This is a genomic window from Leifsonia sp. GW821-FHT13C05 (assembly GCF_058806515.1).
Genome location: NZ_JBXAPT010000008.1, coordinates 189,282 through 206,453, shown reverse-complemented (window position 1 = coordinate 206,453; position 17,172 = coordinate 189,282). Strand labels below are relative to the sequence as shown.

The window sequence follows — 17,172 nt, the reverse complement described above, 5'->3', positions numbered from 1 at the left end:
TCCTATCTGGTGTCTCGGGTCGATTTCCGGTGTGGGGTCGGTCCTGCGGCAAGCAGGACGGTCAGTACGCGCCGTTCGGGCGGATGACCGCCGACGCGGTGCGGACGAGGATGACGACGTCGCGGAGCAGGGTCCAGTTCTCGACGTAGTCGAGGTCGAGCCCGACCCCCTGCTCCCAGGAGAGGTCGGAGCGTCCGCTCACCTGCCACAGACCGGTGATGCCCGGCCGCACGAGCAGCCGCCGATCTTCGTGACGCTCGTACTCGCTGGTCTCGTCGGGGAGGGCGGGGCGCGGGCCGACCAGGCTCATGTCTCCGACGAGGACGTTCCAGAGCTGCGGAAGCTCGTCGACGGAGAAGCGGCGCAGGACACGGCCGACGGGCGTGACGCGCGGGTCGTCTCTGAGTTTGAAGAGTGGCCCTGCGCCTTCATTCTGCGCGGCCAGCTCCGCCTTCATGGCTTCTGCCCGCACATCCATCGTGCGGAACTTGACGATGGAGAATTTCGCCCCGTTCTGGCCGACCCTGGTCTGCCGGAAGAAGACGGGGCCGCCGTCCTGGGCCTTGATCATGCCGGCGATCACCGCGAAGACCGGAAGAAGCACGACGAGACCGGCACCGGCCGCGACGACGTCGAACACCCGTTTGATCGTGCGGCGGGTGCCGAAGTACTCCGGCAACTCGACGTGCATGAGAGGGAGGGTGCCGACAGGGCGGTGGCGCACCCGCAACTGGTCGACGCCGATCAGGGGCGACGACACCACGAGTTCGATGCCGACCCGCTCGAGGTCCCAGCCGAGAGAGCGCAACGCTGTCCTGCCTCCCGGCAGCTCGCCGGCGATGACCACCGCGTCGACTCTCAGGTTCGCCGCCGCCTCGGCCGCCCCGGCGATATCGGACACCCTGGCCGGCAGTTCGTCCCCGTTGCCGGTCGTCGCCGGCGAGGTGTCCGTGGCCACGGCAGCGACGGTGAATCCCGCGCTCGGGGAGGAGCGCAAGGCGGCGGCGGTGAACGCGACATCGTCCACGCTGCCGACGAGCAGCACGCGGGCGAGGTACTCCCCCTCCGCGCGACGCCGGGCCAGCCAGCCGCGCCAGATCCTGCGATTGACGCACAGCGCGAGCGCCCCGAGGGGGAGTGCGATCACCAGGTACCCGCGCGCGATGTCGATCTGCAGCATGAACGCGACGATGGCGATCCCCCCGAACGCCGACACGCTCGACAGCAGGACCCTGCGGTACTCGTCCTCGCCGACGCCCATGATGCGCGGATCGTACGAATGGAAGGCGACGAGGGAACCGGACCAGACGGCCACGAGCACGGCGGAGACCGCGACGTAGTCGAACGCGACGCCGGCGACGGTGAGCACGCTCGCGTCTGCCGTGAAGCGGAAGAGCTGCGCGATGTGGACGGCGACGGCGACGATCAGTGTGTCGGTGAACCACGGGCCCTTGCTCGGGGCAATCGCCCTGGATCGGGCAGGAGCGTCTGCCTGGGAGGGCGGGGCCGTCCGCCGCTGTTCAAGCGCGGTCATGTGGGGAACTTCCAGTCGGGATCGAAGCGTACGGAGAATTCAGTGAACACGGTACCCATTGATCATACGAGTACTCACGTTTGACATTCTACCGTTCACACCTCATATTCTGCTACGAATTGCGACGCGAGAACTTCATCCGTAGTGTGGTCACATATGAAATATGTACGCAGAACGCCTCTCGCCCTGATCGCCGCCGCAGCTGTCGCCGTCCCAACCGTCGGCTTCGCTCCGGCCGGCATTCCCTCCCCGGCGATCTACACCGTCGCCGGAACCGTGTTCGCCGACGTCGACGGCGACGGCGCGCTCGACCTCGGCGAGCCTTTGCTCGCGAATGTCGCCGTCTCGCTGTACGCGAGTGCCGACGACGCGCACGCCACCCGCAACCCGGTAGCCACCACCACGACGGGTGTGCTCGGCACATACCGGGCCGGTTCGCTCGCCGCCGGCACATACTACGTGTCCGCCGGCGCGACCGGCGCATCGGTCCTCCCCGTCACGGTGGGCGGACTGTCCCTGATCCAGACGGCCGACATCGCCGCCACGCCGAAGGGCGCGCTCACCGCGACCGTCTTCGCAGACAGCAACGGCAACGGGGTCAGGGATGCGTCGGAGACGAACCTGGACAACCAGACGATCATCCTCATCGACGTGGCGAAGACCGTCGAGCTGATCGACAGGGGCGACCTCGGCGGCCTCGATGTGGGAACCGCTGTCGCGGCGGCGATCAGCGGAAACCTCGACATCGGCGACGCGATCCACTTCCGCACCACTGCCAAGGGGGCCTCGATCGGCTACCAGGGCCTCGATGCCGGCGCGTACGTCATGATGCGCTCGCCGTTCAATCTCACGGTCGGCGACGCGCTCCAGAACACGGCGCGCATCACGGCCCTCATCGACGTCATCGCCTCCGGCGACCCGGCCGCGATCCTCGCCGACCCATCGCTCCTGTCCTCCTCCGACATCAGCACGACGCCGGAGAACGAGTACATCAAGAAGCTCGCGAGGGCCCTGTCGAAGCTGGCGGACACGATCGACCCGGCCGAGGTCGACGCCTCCGTCGGACAGGATCTCGCAGCCGGCGCCCACGTCGTCGGCGGTACCATCCGGACGGTCGCCGAACTCGTCGACGCCGTACCCGCGATGCACGTCGCCGTCGTCGACCACCGCGGCCAGGGCTGGTCTCTGACCGGTCTCACGCTCGCCAGGACCAACGACTTCCTGTTCGGCGTGCGCAAGCCGGTCAGCATCACCGGAACGGTGTTCAACGACAGCAACGGCAACGGTAAGAAGGACGTGCTCGATCTCGCCGAAGCGGTGACGCTCACGGTGTACACGGAGGACGGAGCTGCGCTCGCCAGCATCAAGACGCCGGCACTGCTCGGTTCTTACACCGTCGACAAGCTGCCATACGACACCGACCTCTACGTCGTCCTCTCCGGGACCACCAAACGCCCGACCAATGGATACGCGGGTCGAGTCCCCGACGCCCTCGCCGGAATGACCGTCGTCGGTTCGACCAGGGTCGGCGGGGAAAGCACCACCAGCTCCGTGCCGTTGACCTTTGGCGTCACCGCCAAGAAGTAGTCCAACGCGAACGCGACAGGGCGCCCGGGTCGATTCGACCCGGGCGCCCTGTCGTGGGTTCACGCGGCGATCACACCAGCGAGTCCCTCCACGCGGCGTGCAGCTGCGCGAAACGGCCCGTGCCGGCGATCAGGTCGGCCGGCGTGCCGTCCTCGACGATCTTGCCGTGCTCCATCACCAGCACCCGGTCGGCGATGGCGACCGTCGACAGACGGTGGGCGATGATCACGGCCGTGCGGTCCGCGAGCAGCGTCTGCAGCGCATCCTGCACCAGGCGCTCGCTCGGGATGTCGAGCGAGCTCGTCGCCTCGTCCAGGATGAGCACGGCCGGGTTGGCGAGGAACGCCCTGGCGAACGAGATCAGCTGACGCTGACCGGCGGACACCCGGCCGCCGCGCTTGTTCACGTCGGTGTCGTAGCCGTTCGGCAGACCCCGGATGAACTCGTCGGCTCCCACCGCGCGCGCCGCCTCCACGATCTCCTCCCTGGTGGCGTCCGGTTTGCCGAGCGCGATGTTGTCGGAGACGGACCCGCTGAACAGGTACGCCTCCTGCGTCACCATCACGATCGCCCTCCGGAGGTCCTTCGGGTGCAGGTCGCGCAGATCGACGCCGTCGAGCGTGACGGAGCCGTCACTCGGGTCGTAGAACCGCGAGATCAGCTTCGCCAGCGTCGACTTGCCCGCTCCGGTGGATCCGACGAGCGCGATCGTCTGCCCGGCCGGGATGTCCAGGCTGAAGTTGGGCAGGATGACCCGGTCGCGCTTGTACGCGAACGTGACCTCGTCGAAGCGGACGTTGCCCTCCGCATCCCACAGGTCGACGGCCTTGACCGGATCCGGAACCGAGGGCTCCTCCTCCAGCACGCCCGAGATCTTCTCGAGCGCAGCGGCGGCCGACTGGTAGGAGTTGTAGAACATCGCCATCTCCTCCATCGGGTCGAAGAACCGGCGCGTGTACAGCAGCGCGGCGAGCAGCACACCGATGGCGAGCTGACCGTCCGCCACCCGGAAGCCGCCGACGAGGAGGACGACACCGACGGTCACGTTTCCAATCATCACGAGACCGGGATCGAAGATCCCGAACAGCTGGATGACGCGGGCGTTGACGTCGCGGTAGTCCTCGACGAGACCGCCGAACTCCTTCTCGTTGCGCTTCTCCTTGCGGAACGCCTTGACGGCGCGGATGCCCGTCATCGTCTCGACGAACTGCACGATCAGCTTCGCCGACGCCACCCGCGAGATGCGGAACAGCCTCTGCGAACGCTTCTGGAACCAGCGGGTCAGGAAGTACAGCGGCACCAGCGAGCACACCAGCACCACACCGCTCACCCAGTCGAGGGAGAACAGCGCGATGGCGATGAACAGCATGTACAGGAAGCCTTGCACCAGCTGGTTGATTCCCGAGTCGAGCAGCTCGCGGATCGAGTCCAGGTCGCTCGTCTGGCGCGAGATGATGCGGCCGGACGTGTACGACTCGTGGAACTCGAGCGAGAGCTTCTGCGTGTGCAGGAACACCCGCTTGCGCAGGTCGATCAGGATGGCCTGACTGATCCGCGCGCTCAGCACCGTGTACCAGGCGATCAGCACAGCGCCGATGACGCCGGTGAACAGGTACGCGATCCCGGCGGCCGCGAGCGGGAACCAGTCCTCCTTGAGGAGGGCGGGCAGACCGTTGTCGATACCGAACGCGATGATCGCGGGGCCGGCCACCTGGCCTGCCGTGCTGACCACGACGACGGCTGCCGTCAGGATCAGCCGCAGGCGCAGCGGGCGCATCAGCGAACCGAGCAGGCGCAGGGACCGCTTGCGGATCTGCTTGCTTTCCTCTTTGGTGAAGTCGTTGCGCTCTTCGCCTTCGACTCCCAATACGGTCGCGGTGCTCACAGGTTCACCTCCTGAAGGATCTCTTCTGTCTGTTCGTCTTCGAGGCTCGAGATGACGAACCGGTAGTGCTCGTTCGTCTCGAGGAGCTCATGGTGGGTGCCCACCGCTGTGATGCGGCCGTTCTCGAGCAGGGCGACCCGGTCGGCGAGCATCACCGTCGACGGACGGTGGGCGACGACCAGCGCCGTGGTGGCGGCGAGGACGCGGCGGAGTGCCGCCTCGACCAGGGCCTCGGTGTCCACATCCAGTGCGGACAGCGGGTCGTCGAGCACCAGGATGGACGGGTTGGCCGCGACGGCACGCGCGAGCGCCAGGCGCTGACGCTGACCGCCGGACAGGCTGAGCCCCTCCTCGCCGACCTTCGTCTCCACGCCCTCCGGGAGGTCGTAGACGAAGCCGGCCTGGGCGATCTCGACGGCCTCGGCGAGCACGCGCTCCGCCTCCTCCGAGTTCGGGTCGAGGTCGTCACGGCCGAGCAGCACGTTCTCCCTGACCGACGCGGAGAACAGCGTGGCGTCCTCGAACGCCATCGCGATGCTCTTGCGGAGGTCGTAGCGGGTGAGGTCGCGCACATCCACGCCGTCGACGCGCAGCGAACCGCCCGTGACGTCGTAGAGCCGGGTGGTGAGGGCCGTGAGCGTCGACTTGCCGGATCCGGTGAGACCGACGAGCGCCATCGTCTCCCCCGGCTCGACCGTGAGGTCGATGCCGTCGAGGAGGTCGGGGAAGCGCTCCGGCGAATCCTGGTACCGGAAGTGCACGTCGTCGAACACGAGCTCTCCGCGCGGGTTCTCGATCTTCTTCGGCTCTGCCGGGTCCTGGATGGTGTTCGCCTCGTCCATCACCTCGAAGAACCGGTCGGCAGCCGTGCGGGTGTCGAAGGTCATCGAGAGAAGGAAGCCGATCGACTCGACAGGGAACCGCAGCACGGTCGCCGTTGCGAAGAACGCGACCAGCTCGCCGACGGACAGCTGCCCCTGCGAGGACAGCCAGACGCCGACCACCAGGCAGATGCCGAACGCCACATCCGGGACCAGCAGAAGCCAGAGCCAGATGCCCGCGATGGCCTTCGCCTTCTCGATCTCGGTGCCGCGCAGCTCCTCCGCCTGCGACTCGAACCTCTTCAGGGCGTGCTTGCCCCTGCCGAACGCCTTGAGGACGCGGATGCCGTGCACCGACTCCTCGACAGCGGTCGCCAGGTCGCCGGCCTGGTCCTGGCTCCGGCGGGCGATCACCGAGTATTTGCCCTCGAAGATGAACCCGTAGATCCACAGCGGGATCGAGCAGACCAGGAAGATCAGTCCGAGGATCCAGTTCCAGCTGATCAGGATGGCGAAGCCGACGACGATGGTCACGACGTTCACCACCAGCAGCACGATGCCGAACGACAGCCACCGGCGGATGAGGCCGAGGTCGCTGACGGCGCGCGACAGCAGCTGGCCACTCGGCCAGCGGTCGTGGAACGCGACGGGCAGGTCCTGCAGCTTCTCGTAGAGACCGTTGCGCATCTTCGCCTCGACGTGCGTGCCCGGCGTGAGCACGAACCAGCGGCGCAGCGAGATGAACACGGCCTCGGCCGCGCCCAGCCCGACGACGAGCAGCGCCGCCGGCCACACGGCCGACGAGTCACCCGTCGACAGCGGCCCGTCGACCAGCCAGCGGAGCACCTGCGGGATGCTCAGTGCGACCAGGCTGGCGAGGAGGGCGGCGACCATGCCGAGCAGGATGCGCGGAGCAGCCGACTTGGCGAACGGCAGGATGCGCAGCAGAGTCCGCACGGTGCCCGCCCGTGCTTTCGTATCTTTTTGTGGGGGGTGCTGATGAGTTTCAGCGACAGACATTATCGATCCGTTTTCTTGTGTAGTGATTGCTTCGCGGGTCAGACAGTGACCCGATTCTGAGCGTGCTGAGAGGTCGTGCGGGGTCGTCAAAAGGGAGCGTTCCACCGGGGGTGGACTCCGCGGACCGTGGATGGTCCGCGCGACGTGCCGACGACAGTCAGCCGGGAAGCATGTCCTGCCTGGGACCTACCAGGCGGGGGCTGGCTCCGGGGACGCATAAGCGACGGCGGCGACGAGTCCGAACCCGATCATGGTTCGTGTGTTCTCGGTCGTTGTCATGGCGTCCTCCCTAGCCCGAATGCGTTCACGTAAATGCCGCCTAGGCAGCCCTACAGCCTATGGCCGCGCACAGCCGATGCACAAGAGGGGAAAGAAAACTCGTCGCGCCCGGCTACCGGATGCGAATGGAGAGGCAGGTCACGCATCCCTCGAGCTTCTCGAACTCGCTGATGTCGACCTGCACGACCGTGTATCCGAGGTCCTCGACCAGCGCGACCGACGCGGGCGCGGACGACGACATCAGCACCGTGTCGTCCGAGAGGACCACGACGGCGGTGCCGTGCGCTTCGGGAACGGGGAGGAAGCGCTCGAACACGCTGGGGTTGTCCACGAGCGGCTCGTAGCCGATGACGGTGCCGTCCGGCAGCGCGGTCACAGCCGTCTTGAGGTGCAGCGCCTTGGTCACCGGAACGCCGACGACGGTGTAGCCGAGCGGCGCGACGAGAGCACGCAGCTGGCGGATGCCCTCCGCGTTGGTGCGGCCGCCGCGGCCGACGTAGACGGTCGAGCCGACCTTGAGCACGTCCCCGCCATCGAGCGTCCCCGGCTCCTGGATGCGCTCGATACGCAGCCCCTGCGCGCGCAGCGCCGCCTCGGTGCCCGGGGTCTCCGCACGGCGCGAGTCCGCGCCAGGGAGGCTGATCACGGCGGTGTCGCCGAACACGATGGCCGTGTCCTCGACGAAGACGGAGTCCGCGAGCCCGTCCGCGCTCGCGACCTCGACGGTCTGCCAGCCGGCCTGAGAGAGGGCGGCGACGTAGGCGTCCCACTGCTTGTCGGCGAGTTCGGCATCCACCGGCTCGCGGTCGATGTGGGTGACGAGGCCGTCCGCCAGGTTGGTGGCCGGGATGCGGACGAGCGCGATCCTGGTGCCGGAGCCGAACGCCGACTCGTCGTCGATGGCGTGGTAGACCGCGTATCCGGCGGTGGGCAGGGCGATGGCGACCGCGAGCCAGAACGGCAGGTTCAGCCCGATGAAGGACTTGAAGATCTGCGCCCAGGCCGCGGCGGCGAAACCGACGTTCAGAGCGGTGAACAGCACGATCGTGCCGAGCAGGGTGCTCACCAGCGCCACGACGACACCCGTGATGACGGCGATCCAGCGACGGACCAGGCCGCCGAGGAGTGCCGCGGCGAAGGTGAGCACCAGCGCGACCAGCGCGTTGTACATCACGTACGGCGTGATGCTTCCGAGCGCTGCGGCGTTCAGCTGGTTGGCCGCCAGCAGAACGAAGGTCGCCGCGATGAACGCGATAGCGCCCACCGCGACGGCAGCGGAAACGGATGCGATGAGCCGGCGGCCCCACGAAGTCGTCATGGGAACCAACCCTAGCGGAGCGTTTCTATGCGTTTGCTGGCTCGCGCAGGCGCGCGAGTGCGATCTCCTCCGCCGCTTCGAGCGTGGTGATCCCGCGCTCCTCGGCGACGGCGAAGATCTCAGTGACGGTGTCGCCGATCCGCTCCACCCTCTCCTGCGTGGCAGCAGCGGATGCGTCCTCCTCGTTCATCATCGAGAGGAAGATCACCCCGCCCGCGTTCACGACGAAGTCGGGCGCCCAGAGGATGCCGCGCGCCGCGAGACGCTCCGCTCCCGCACGGTGCGCGAGCTGGTTGTTGGCAGGACCGACCACGGCCTTGACCCGCAGTTCGTCGATCACCGTGTCCGTCAGCACGCCGCCGACACCGGCGGGCACGAACAGATCGCCCTCGACGGTGTGCGCCTCGGCAGGCTCCACCCAGCGTGCGCCGAGCGCATCCGCCAGTGCGCGCTTCGCCGGGTTGACGTCGGTGACCGTGAGCTCGGCTCCCTCGCTCGCGAGCCGCATCGCGATGATCGAGCCGACGTGGCCGAGCCCGAGCACGGTGACGCGGCGACCGGCCACCGAGCGGGTGCCGACGGCGCGCTCCAGCGTCGAGAGCAGGCCGGCGTACACACCGGCCGCCGTCGCGTCGCTCGGCTCTCCGACGCCGCCCTCGGAGGACGGCAGGCCGCAGACGTGCGCCGTGCGCGTCGCAACGATCGACATGTCCTCGGCCGAGGTGCCGACGTCTTCGGCGGTCATGTACGCGCCGCCGAGGCTCTCCACGGCGTCGCCGAGGTCGAGCATCAGCTCGTAGCGCTGTTCGTTCGTGAGCACCGTGCCGCGCGGGAGGTAGACGACCGTCTTCCCTCCGCCGCGGTTGAGGCCGGCGGCCGCGTTCTTGAGGGTCATGCCCTCCGCGAGCCGGAGCGAGTCCGCGACGGCCTCCGCCCAGGAGTCGTACGTCCAGACACGGCAGCCGCCGAGCGCTGGGCCGAGGATGGTGGAGTGCACCGCGACGCTGATGGTCAGGCCGCTCCGCCTCCCCTTCACGACATGCAGCGTTTCGTGCGGCAGGTTCACTCCGGTCGTTTCGACCAGTTCAGCGGGCAGGACGGACATCGGTGTCTCCTCGTGGGATCGCGGTTGTGCAATTTCGGTGGCCTTGTGAGCCGCCGATCATTCTCCCACGAGTCCCGCCCATGCGCCTCCCCTGCGGGGGCGCACTAGTGGAAGAAGTGACGCTCCCCGGTGAAGTACATCGTCACGCCTGCGGCCTTCGCAGCGGCGATGACGTCCTCGTCGCGGATCGAGCCGCCCGGCTGCACGATCGCGCGCACACCGGCGTTGATCAGGATCTCCGCGCCGTCGGCGAACGGGAAGAACGCGTCGGACGCGGCAACGGCACCGGATGCGCGCTCCCCTGCGCGCGTGACGGCCAGGTTGCACGAGTCCACCCTGTTCACCTGCCCCATGCCGACGCCGACGGATGCGCCGTCGTTCGCCAGCAGGATCGCGTTGGACTTCACAGCGCGGCACGCCTTCCACGCGAACTCGAGGTCGGCGCGGGTCGCCGCGTCCGCCTCCTCGCCGGAGACGAGCGTCCAGCCCGCCGAGCTGCCGTACGACGTGGATGCGGTGTCGAAGCGGTCCGCATCCTGAACGAGCACGCCGCCCGAGATCTGCCGGAACTCCGTGGCCTTGCGGGTGTAGTCCTCCGGCAGCTGCAGGATGCGCAGGTTCTTCTTCGTCTGCAGGAGTTCGAGCGCCTCCGGCTCGAAGCCCGGCGCGATCAGGACCTCGGTGAAGATGCCCTTCACCGCTTCCGCCATCGCCAGCGTCACGATGCCGTTGGCCGCGATCACGCCGCCGTACGCGGAGACGGGGTCGCACTCGTGCGCCTTGCGGTGCGCTTCGGCGATGTCGTCGGCGACCGCGATGCCGCACGGGTTCGCGTGCTTGATGATGGCGACGGCCGGCTGGTCGAAGTCGTACGCGCTGCGGAGGGCTGCGTCAGCATCCACGTAGTTGTTGTACGACATCTCCTTGCCGCCGAGCTGGGTGGCCTGCGCGATGCCGCGGCCCGTCGGGTCGGCATAGAGCGCCGCTGCCTGGTGCGAGTTCTCGCCGTACCGCAGGGTCTGCTTGAGTTCGGCTGCGACCTCGAAACGTTCGGGGAAGTCGGCCGTGCTCGGCGCATCCCCTGCGAACCAGGCGGCGACGGCGCCGTCGTATGCAGCGGTGTGCGCGAACGCCCGCGCGGCGAACTCCCTGCGCTGGTCGAAGGTGGTTCCGCCGGCCGCGATGGCGTCGGCGATGTTGCCGTAGTCGCCGGGAGAGACGACGATGGCGACGTTGGCGTGGTTCTTCGCCGATGCGCGGACCATCGCCGGGCCGCCGATGTCGATCTGCTCGACCACGTCGTTGCCGACGGCGCCGGAGGCGACCGTCTCCACGAACGGGTAGAGGTTCACGACCACGAGCTCGAACGGCTTGATCTCGAGGTCTTTCAGCTGCTCCTCGTGCGAGGCCAGCCGGAGGTCGGCGAGCAGGCCGGAGTGGATGGCGGGGTGCAGGGTCTTCACGCGGCCGTCGAGCGATTCGGGGAAGCCGGTGACGCTGGCGACGTCGGTGACCTCGTAGCCCGCATCCCGGATCGTGGACGCCGTGCTCCCAGTGGAGACGATCTCGACACCCGCGTCTGCGAGCGTCTTCGCGAGCTCGAGGAGCCCGGTCTTGTCGCTGACCGAGATCAGCGCGCGGCGGATCGGGACGATGTCCCTTTCGCGGTAGAGGCTGGCGTCGTGGCGGGGTCCACTCATGCTCGTGCAAGCTCCTTGAGGTCGATGTGTCCGTTGGCGATGTCGAGGACGGCGTCGATGAGCAGCCGTCGCTCCACTGGTTTGATGCGTTCGTGGAGGGCGGCCTCCGTGTCATCGGGATGCACGGGGACGCGCTCCTGGCTGATGATCGGCCCGGCGTCCACGCCGTTGTCGACCACGATGAGGCTCGCGCCGGTCTGGGTGACCCCGGCGGCCAGCGCATCCCGAACCCCGTGGGCGCCGGGGAACTCGGGAAGGTATGCGGGGTGGGTGTTGATGAGGTTGGGCGAGAACGCGGCAACGACCCGCGGTGGCACGAGGCGCATGAAGCCGGAGAGGATTACCAGGTCCGGCTGCCACTGCTCGATCTGCGCGAGGAGTTCGTCGCCCCACTCGTCCCTGTCGTCGAACGACGAGAACGGGACGGTGAACGACGGGATGCCGAACTCTTCCGCGTGCGCGAGCCCGTCCGCGTCGCGGTCGGCGCCGACGGCAACCACCCTGGCGGGGAACTCCGCGTCCTGCGACGCTTCGAGCAGGGCGCGCAGGTTGGACCCGCCGCCGGAGATCAGCACCACAATCGAGAGCACGCCACAAGCCTAGCGGCGGGCACGGCGGGCGGCAGACCACAGCCTCGATGATTTAAGACTTGACTTATATAAGCCGCGGCGCAACGATTGGAGTCATGCACGCTTTCGATGTCCTCGGCGACCCGGTCAGACGCCGCATCCTCGAACTGCTCGTGGACGGCGAGGAGGCCGCCGGCGACATCACGGCGGTCATCGCCCAGGAGTTCGGCATCAGCCAGCCGGCCGTCTCGCAGCACCTGCGAGTGCTGAGAGAACACGGCTTCGCGAGCGTGCGCGCAGACGGCACGCGCCGGATGTACGCGGTCGCCCCCGACGGACTCCGGCAGGCACACACCTGGCTGAGTCCGTTCGAGCGGTTCTGGACAGGGCCGCTTTCCGCCCTCGGGACGGAGCTCGCCCGGGGCAAGCGCTCCGCGCGGCTCGCCGCTTCCGGCGGCGACGCCGCGCACCACCCATCCGATTCCACTCACACCACACCGCAGGACGAGGAGTAAATCATGGTCGACGTCAACGCACAGATCGATGCGGTCACCCGCACCCTCCGCACCGAGGAGATCGACGGAGAGCTGACGCGCATCCAGACCATCGCCCAGGACTACCCGGCGGACATCGCCGACGTCTGGGACGCCACCACCACGGCGGACAGGATCGCACGCTGGTTCCTCCCGGTCACCGGCGACCTCCGCCTCGGCGGCCGCTACCAGCTCACCGGCAACGCCGGGGGCGAGATCCTCGCCTGCTCTCCGCCGGCGGACGGGTCGGCCGCCGGGTCGGCGGAGTACCGGATCACGTGGGAGTTCGGCGGCGGCGTCACGTGGGTCACCGTCCGGCTCACGTCGATCGGGCAGGACAGCACCCGGTTCACCCTCGAACACAGCGCGCGGGTGGCCGACGTCCCCGAACAGCTGTGGGAGACATACGGGCCCGGCGCGACCGGCGTGGGCTGGGACCAGGCCGTGCTCAGCCTCGCCCTCCACTTCGGCACGCAGGACAGCGCCATCTCGCCCGAGGAGGGACAGGCCTGGGCCCTCTCCGACGAGGGCGCGGCGTTCACCCGCTCGGCAGCCGACCGCTGGGCGGAGGCCCACATCGCCGACGGCGCAGAGCCTGCCACAGCAGCTCGGACCGCGGACGCGACCTTCGCCTTCTACACCGGCAGGACAGTGGAGGACTGACGCCGCCGCGGGCCGGTCACACCAGCCGCAGGCCCCACGCGGCCGGGGCGACGCTGTAGATCTGTCGGTACAACGCCGTCCCGACCAGCACGCCGAGCGCGATGGCGACGATCGAGCCGACGATGGTCGGGAAACTGCTCGAATCGAAGTTCACTCCGGATGCGCTCTGCGTGAGCCCGATCAGCCCGGTCGCACCCGGCACCAGCAGCCAGAACGCGGGCAGGAAGCACACCACCGCCGGAGGCGCGCCCCTGATCGACTGCACCAGATACGCCACCACGGTGAGCGCGAGCGCCCCGAAGAACCCGCTGAACTCGCTCCCCATGATCACCGCTCCGAGCAGCTGGGCTCCGTATGCCACGAGCAGCACCAGGGTGAGGAAGTAGAGCGAGCGCCGCGGCCCGCAGTAATAGAGGAAGATCCCGAGCGAGAACAACAGGACGCCCACCCACGGCTGGAACGCGCCGAGCGGCGGGTGCGTGGTGAGCAGGGCAGTGGATGCTGGGACGCCCGTGATCGTCAGCGCCGCCAGGATCCCGAACGACAGGAAGAGCAGTTGCGCGATCCCGGAGACGAGCCTGCTCGCCCCCGCGACCATGTCCCCCGCCGCGAGCTCCTGGATGCCCGTGGTGAGCACCGCGCCGGGCAGCAGTGTGACCAGCGGCGGCACGAGCACCTGCAGCGGCTCGGGGACAAGATCGGTGCGTGCGGCGGCGAAGACGATCAGCGCGAGCGCGAACGCCGTGAAGACGGGGAGCAGGATGGCGGCGTACGTGCCGGGCCGCACCAGCAGCTTGGCCACACCGACCAGCACACCGAGCACGAACGCGTAGACCATGCTGATCGGCTCTGCGCCGAGGAGCACGAGGCCGACGCCCGCCGCCGCGAGGCCGTGACCGAGCACCCGCACGACCGTCGGGAAGCGCGGCTTGGCCGCCGTGATCGCTTCGATGGCCTCGATGCCCTGGACGGCGGTGATCGTTCCGGCGAGCGCGTGGTCGACCACGGTGTAGATCCTGGCCGCCCTGTCGAACCGCACCTCGCCGCCCGGCGACTCCGCGATGTCGAAGCGGGTCTCCTTCTCGTCCGGCATCCCCACGAAGATCAGCGTCGGGAACACGATGAGGGCGGCGTTCGGCGACCCGAGCGCGACGGAGACGCGTTTCAGGGTGCGCTGGATGTCCGTCGCCGCCGTACCGACCGAGAGCAGCGCGCTGCCCAGCTTGACCAGGAACTCCTGCAGCTGCGCCGACGGGCTCTCGACGAGCTGCCTCGCCTCGACCGACCGGCGGTGGATCTCCAGCTTCGGGAAGCGGAACGGCACGTTCCAGCGGCTCATCGTCTCGCCCGACCTCCCGCCACCAGCCCGATGATCGCCGCGACGGCGACCTCCGCCGCCGCGATCGAACCCACCAGCCACGGATTCGGACCGACGTCGTGCAGCCGTCCTGGACCGATGGCGCCGGACGACCACCAGGCCAGGAGGCCGAGTTCGATGCCCGCAACGATACCGATGCCGAGCGCGGCCACCAAGAGCCCCGATGTCCCATGCAGGTCGCGCATCCTGGTCGCCCGGGAGCGGAGCAACGCTGCGGCGAGGAAGCCGGCGACGATCGGCACCAGCACGCCGATCAGGCCGAACGAGAACCCTCCGGCGGGGATGACGCCGAACAGCGGCAGCCCGGGCAGCGGCCCGAGCTCCGTGCCGATCGGGCTGACCGACGAGCCGGTGCCGATCGCGAAACCGGGGCCGACCATCCAGGAGGCGAGCCAGATGACCAGGTTCGGGATGAACGCGAGCTGCGCGATGGTGAGCGCCGCGCCGCCGAGAGCGCCCGCCTGCAGCTGCTCGTACAGGCTGATGATGCCGCCGTAGTTGCCGAGGATGAGGATGGTGAGCACGAGGGCGGCACCGGCGATGACCAGGGCGGCGGCCCCGGTTCCGGCGCGGAGGGCCACGGCCGACGCATCCCGGATCATCGGCGGGATGCGGTTGGTCGCGGCTGCGAGGGCGGGGAGCACGGCGCCCCGAGACTGTGGCGCTTCCGCCAGCCCGCCCCGGTCGTTCCGGTCGCTCAGCCCGATGTCTTTGCCATCGCGCTCGGCCCGCAGCGCGGCGAAGCCGAACCCGCAGACCACCCCGACGGCGTAGACGAACGGGGGCAGCACGATCCCCTGCCAGACCGATGGATGCACGGGGGCGCTCCCCGCGGAGAAGGTCACGGCCGCCGAGAGAACGGCGAAGGCGACGACGGCGCTCACGGCGCCCGTCAGCCGGAACGGCGTCTCCGCTGCGCGCAGGCCGGTGCGCACGCCGAGCCCGGCGGTGAGCACGGCGAAACCGAGGGCGGCGATCGTGACCTGGAACGGGATGACAGCACCGGGCAGCCCGAGGGTCGCCGCCGCCTGGGCGTCGAGGGTGACGGTGAGGTTGACGCCGTGGCCGACGAGCCAGATGTCGGCGGACGCCCGCCAGAACGTGAACCAGTCCGCCGCGAGGTGATACTGGGCTGCCCAGAGGACGGTGAGCGGCACGAGGGAGATCGCGAGGCCGATCGCGACGACGATGACCGCCTCCAGCGCGGCGAGCAGGGCGACGGTTGTGCGATTCATGACCGAATGGAGCCTACCGGTCGGGCGTCGCGCCGCTCCGCCGACACTTCGGCGGTCAGGAGACGGTCATGATCGGGGTCTCGTCGTCCGCGGTCTCCGGCACCGTGATGACCGGCCGCTGCACCAGTTCGAGCACGGCGACCACGAGCGCGGCGATGACCAGCGTCCAGATGATGAGCGACGGCGTCAGTGGGCGGACGAACAGGACGATGGCCGCGGCGATTGCGGCGATGAGCACGCGCAGCAGGGTCCGCTGCGCATACAGCCACTCCCCGGTCCTCCCCGTGCTGATCCCGTGTCGTTCGGCGGAGGTCCGGACCCAGGTGACCCCGGCCCCGAAGAACCCGCGCAGCCGTCTCGGCACCGCGAACGGTCCCGAGTACCAGCCGACGACAGCAACCACGATGGCGAGCACGAGCACGGCGATCCCGGTGTCCCTCATCGCCGTGGTGAGCGTGTCGAAGACGGTTCGCGCGACACCGGACGGGATCAGCGACGGCGACACCGAGCCGACGAACACCAGCCTGCCGATGCCGATCCCCGCCACGATGATGACCATCGACAACGCCAGGGCCACCGCAGCCCAGACCAAGGCGAGCGCGCGGCGTCTGGCCACGACCACGCCCGCCGCGAGCAGGAGCAGCGCCACCCACGGGAGCCAGGCCCCCGCCGCGACCGCGACGCCGTAGAACAGCTGGATGGTCGGAAGCGACGAATTCTGCGCGATCGTGATGGTGCGATCCACCGACGGGATCTGCGACGCGAAGGTGAGCCCCTGCTTCACGAGGATCGCCTTGACCCTGTCGATGATCGGCCCGAGCTGAACGCCGACCGAGCCGTCAGACCCGACGGCGATGGCCGCCTTCGGATCGTTCTGCATCGTCGCGACCAGCTGGGTGTGGCTCGCCCGGAGTGCTTCCTGCCAGACCTGTGCGAACGCGTCCGACCGCACGAACCCATCCACTGTCGATCGCATCAGCGACAGGATGCCCTGGGCGGCCGGCCCCTTCAGCGCCTCGAGGGCGCGGGTGGCCGCCGGACCGGTGCCGAGCGAGGTGATGCCGTCGACCACGTCGGACGTGATCGCCGGCACATCCACGTTCTGCTGGATGACGTCCATCGTCTGGCTGGTGACGAACGACTGCACCCCGGCGTCTTTGGCGAGCGGTGCGTATGCCGCGACGAACGCATCCGTGTCTGTCAGCTGCACCTTTGCCCAGGACGAGACGACGGCGACGGGGGCGAGAAGGGCGCCGATCAGGATGAGCACGGCGGCGAGCAGAGTCCAGGCCCAGCTCCTGGTGTGCTTTCGTGGCACAGCGGTGCTGGGAACGGCTGCCTCGTGCGGCGGAATCGGCTGCGTCGGATCGTTCTCGATGGTCTCGATGGTCTCGCGCAGTCCGGCGTTCTCGGCTTCGAGCTGAGCGATGCGCTGGAGCAACTCGCTGTTGGTGATGCGTGCCATGTCGCTCCCCCCTTTCCCGCTGCTGCTCACTGTAGCGCTCAGTGCCTTCCGCGCGACGGAAAAACAAGGACCCCGTGGAG

Annotated in this window: 13 protein-coding genes; 3 read left to right on the top strand and 10 right to left on the bottom strand. The window is 68.8% G+C overall.

The genetic code is table 11. From position 1 onward, the window contains the following. Positions 1 to 61 precede the first annotated feature (61 nt). Positions 62 to 1,534: a sugar transferase gene (locus AC1ROC_RS18820; protein ID WP_085370196.1), complete on the bottom strand. Its 1,473-nt coding sequence runs from the start codon at positions 1,532 to 1,534 to the stop codon at positions 62 to 64. 156 nt (positions 1,535 to 1,690) lie between these two features. On the opposite strand from AC1ROC_RS18820, the gene AC1ROC_RS18815 reads away from it, so the two are divergent. After that, positions 1,691 to 3,121, top strand: a complete 1,431-nt coding sequence (locus AC1ROC_RS18815) for an SdrD B-like domain-containing protein (RefSeq protein WP_493001857.1) — start codon at positions 1,691 to 1,693, stop codon at positions 3,119 to 3,121. 70 nt (positions 3,122 to 3,191) lie between these two features. On the opposite strand, the gene AC1ROC_RS18810 is transcribed toward AC1ROC_RS18815, so the two are convergent. The 6 genes from AC1ROC_RS18810 to purN form a co-directional block, all read right to left on the bottom strand. After that, positions 3,192 to 5,006 carry an ABC transporter ATP-binding protein gene (locus AC1ROC_RS18810; protein WP_085370198.1) on the bottom strand — a complete coding sequence of 605 codons (1,815 nt, stop codon included), beginning with the start codon at positions 5,004 to 5,006 and terminating at the stop codon, positions 3,192 to 3,194. Further along, positions 5,003 to 6,847, bottom strand: a complete 1,845-nt coding sequence (locus tag AC1ROC_RS18805; RefSeq protein WP_085370199.1) for an ABC transporter ATP-binding protein — start codon at positions 6,845 to 6,847, stop codon at positions 5,003 to 5,005. The genes AC1ROC_RS18810 and AC1ROC_RS18805 overlap by 4 nt, the downstream gene beginning before the upstream one ends. A 391-nt stretch (positions 6,848 to 7,238) precedes the next feature. Next, positions 7,239 to 8,444 carry a dimethylargininase gene (ddaH, locus tag AC1ROC_RS18800; protein WP_493001856.1) on the bottom strand — a complete coding sequence of 402 codons (1,206 nt, stop codon included), beginning with the start codon at positions 8,442 to 8,444 and terminating at the stop codon, positions 7,239 to 7,241. 25 nt (positions 8,445 to 8,469) lie between these two features. Beyond that, positions 8,470 to 9,549, bottom strand: coding sequence for a Glu/Leu/Phe/Val dehydrogenase family protein (locus tag AC1ROC_RS18795; RefSeq protein ID WP_085370201.1), 1,080 nt, complete (start codon positions 9,547 to 9,549; stop codon positions 8,470 to 8,472). A gap of 104 nt (positions 9,550 to 9,653) precedes the next feature. Then, on the bottom strand, positions 9,654 to 11,249 hold the full coding sequence (gene purH / locus AC1ROC_RS18790) for a bifunctional phosphoribosylaminoimidazolecarboxamide formyltransferase/IMP cyclohydrolase (protein WP_493001855.1): 1,596 nt from the start codon (positions 11,247 to 11,249) through the stop codon (positions 9,654 to 9,656). Further along, a complete protein-coding gene (gene purN, locus AC1ROC_RS18785; protein ID WP_168690006.1) occupies positions 11,246 to 11,839 on the bottom strand; it encodes a phosphoribosylglycinamide formyltransferase in 594 nt (197 codons plus the stop codon). The genes purH and purN overlap by 4 nt, the downstream gene beginning before the upstream one ends. A 95-nt stretch (positions 11,840 to 11,934) precedes the next feature. Here purN and AC1ROC_RS18780 point away from each other — a divergent pair, with 95 nt between their 5' ends. Beyond that, positions 11,935 to 12,333 (top strand): ArsR/SmtB family transcription factor, encoded by a 399-nt coding sequence (locus AC1ROC_RS18780; protein WP_493001854.1) that lies wholly within the window; start codon positions 11,935 to 11,937, stop codon positions 12,331 to 12,333. Positions 12,334 to 12,336: 3 nt separating this feature from the next. Further along, a complete protein-coding gene (locus tag AC1ROC_RS18775) occupies positions 12,337 to 13,014 on the top strand; it encodes an SRPBCC domain-containing protein (RefSeq protein WP_493001853.1) in 678 nt (225 codons plus the stop codon). Between the two features lie 16 nt (positions 13,015 to 13,030). Here the strand turns inward: AC1ROC_RS18775 and AC1ROC_RS18770 are convergent, their stop codons facing one another. From AC1ROC_RS18770 to AC1ROC_RS18760, 3 genes are read right to left on the bottom strand one after another with little or no spacing between them, the layout of a single operon-like run. Next, a complete protein-coding gene (locus AC1ROC_RS18770) occupies positions 13,031 to 14,353 on the bottom strand; it encodes a threonine/serine exporter family protein (RefSeq protein WP_168690008.1) in 1,323 nt (440 codons plus the stop codon). After that, positions 14,350 to 15,627: a cell division protein PerM gene (locus AC1ROC_RS18765; RefSeq protein ID WP_493001852.1), complete on the bottom strand. Its 1,278-nt coding sequence runs from the start codon at positions 15,625 to 15,627 to the stop codon at positions 14,350 to 14,352. Before AC1ROC_RS18765 ends, AC1ROC_RS18770 begins: the two co-directional genes overlap by 4 nt. A gap of 55 nt (positions 15,628 to 15,682) precedes the next feature. Beyond that, a complete protein-coding gene (locus tag AC1ROC_RS18760; protein ID WP_085370208.1) occupies positions 15,683 to 17,092 on the bottom strand; it encodes a hypothetical protein in 1,410 nt (469 codons plus the stop codon). Positions 17,093 to 17,172 lie beyond the last annotated feature (80 nt).

Bases quoted from the DNA above. Each gene is read 5' to 3' on its own strand.
- AC1ROC_RS18820 (WP_085370196.1), bottom strand. From the start codon at position 1,534: ATGACCGCGCTTGAACAGCGGCGGACGGCCCCGCCCTCCCAGGCAGAC.
- AC1ROC_RS18815 (WP_493001857.1), top strand. From the start codon at position 1,691: ATGAAATATGTACGCAGAACGCCTCTCGCCCTGATCGCCGCCGCAGCT.
- AC1ROC_RS18805 (WP_085370199.1), bottom strand. From the start codon at position 6,847: ATGTCTGTCGCTGAAACTCATCAGCACCCCCCACAAAAAGATACGAAA.
- ddaH (WP_493001856.1), bottom strand. From the start codon at position 8,444: ATGACGACTTCGTGGGGCCGCCGGCTCATCGCATCCGTTTCCGCTGCC.
- AC1ROC_RS18795 (WP_085370201.1), bottom strand. From the start codon at position 9,549: ATGTCCGTCCTGCCCGCTGAACTGGTCGAAACGACCGGAGTGAACCTG.
- purH (WP_493001855.1), bottom strand. From the start codon at position 11,249: ATGAGTGGACCCCGCCACGACGCCAGCCTCTACCGCGAAAGGGACATC.
- AC1ROC_RS18780 (WP_493001854.1), top strand. From the start codon at position 11,935: ATGCACGCTTTCGATGTCCTCGGCGACCCGGTCAGACGCCGCATCCTC.
- AC1ROC_RS18775 (WP_493001853.1), top strand. From the start codon at position 12,337: ATGGTCGACGTCAACGCACAGATCGATGCGGTCACCCGCACCCTCCGC.
- AC1ROC_RS18770 (WP_168690008.1), bottom strand. From the start codon at position 14,353: ATGAGCCGCTGGAACGTGCCGTTCCGCTTCCCGAAGCTGGAGATCCAC.
- AC1ROC_RS18765 (WP_493001852.1), bottom strand. From the start codon at position 15,627: ATGAATCGCACAACCGTCGCCCTGCTCGCCGCGCTGGAGGCGGTCATC.
- AC1ROC_RS18760 (WP_085370208.1), bottom strand. From the start codon at position 17,092: ATGGCACGCATCACCAACAGCGAGTTGCTCCAGCGCATCGCTCAGCTC.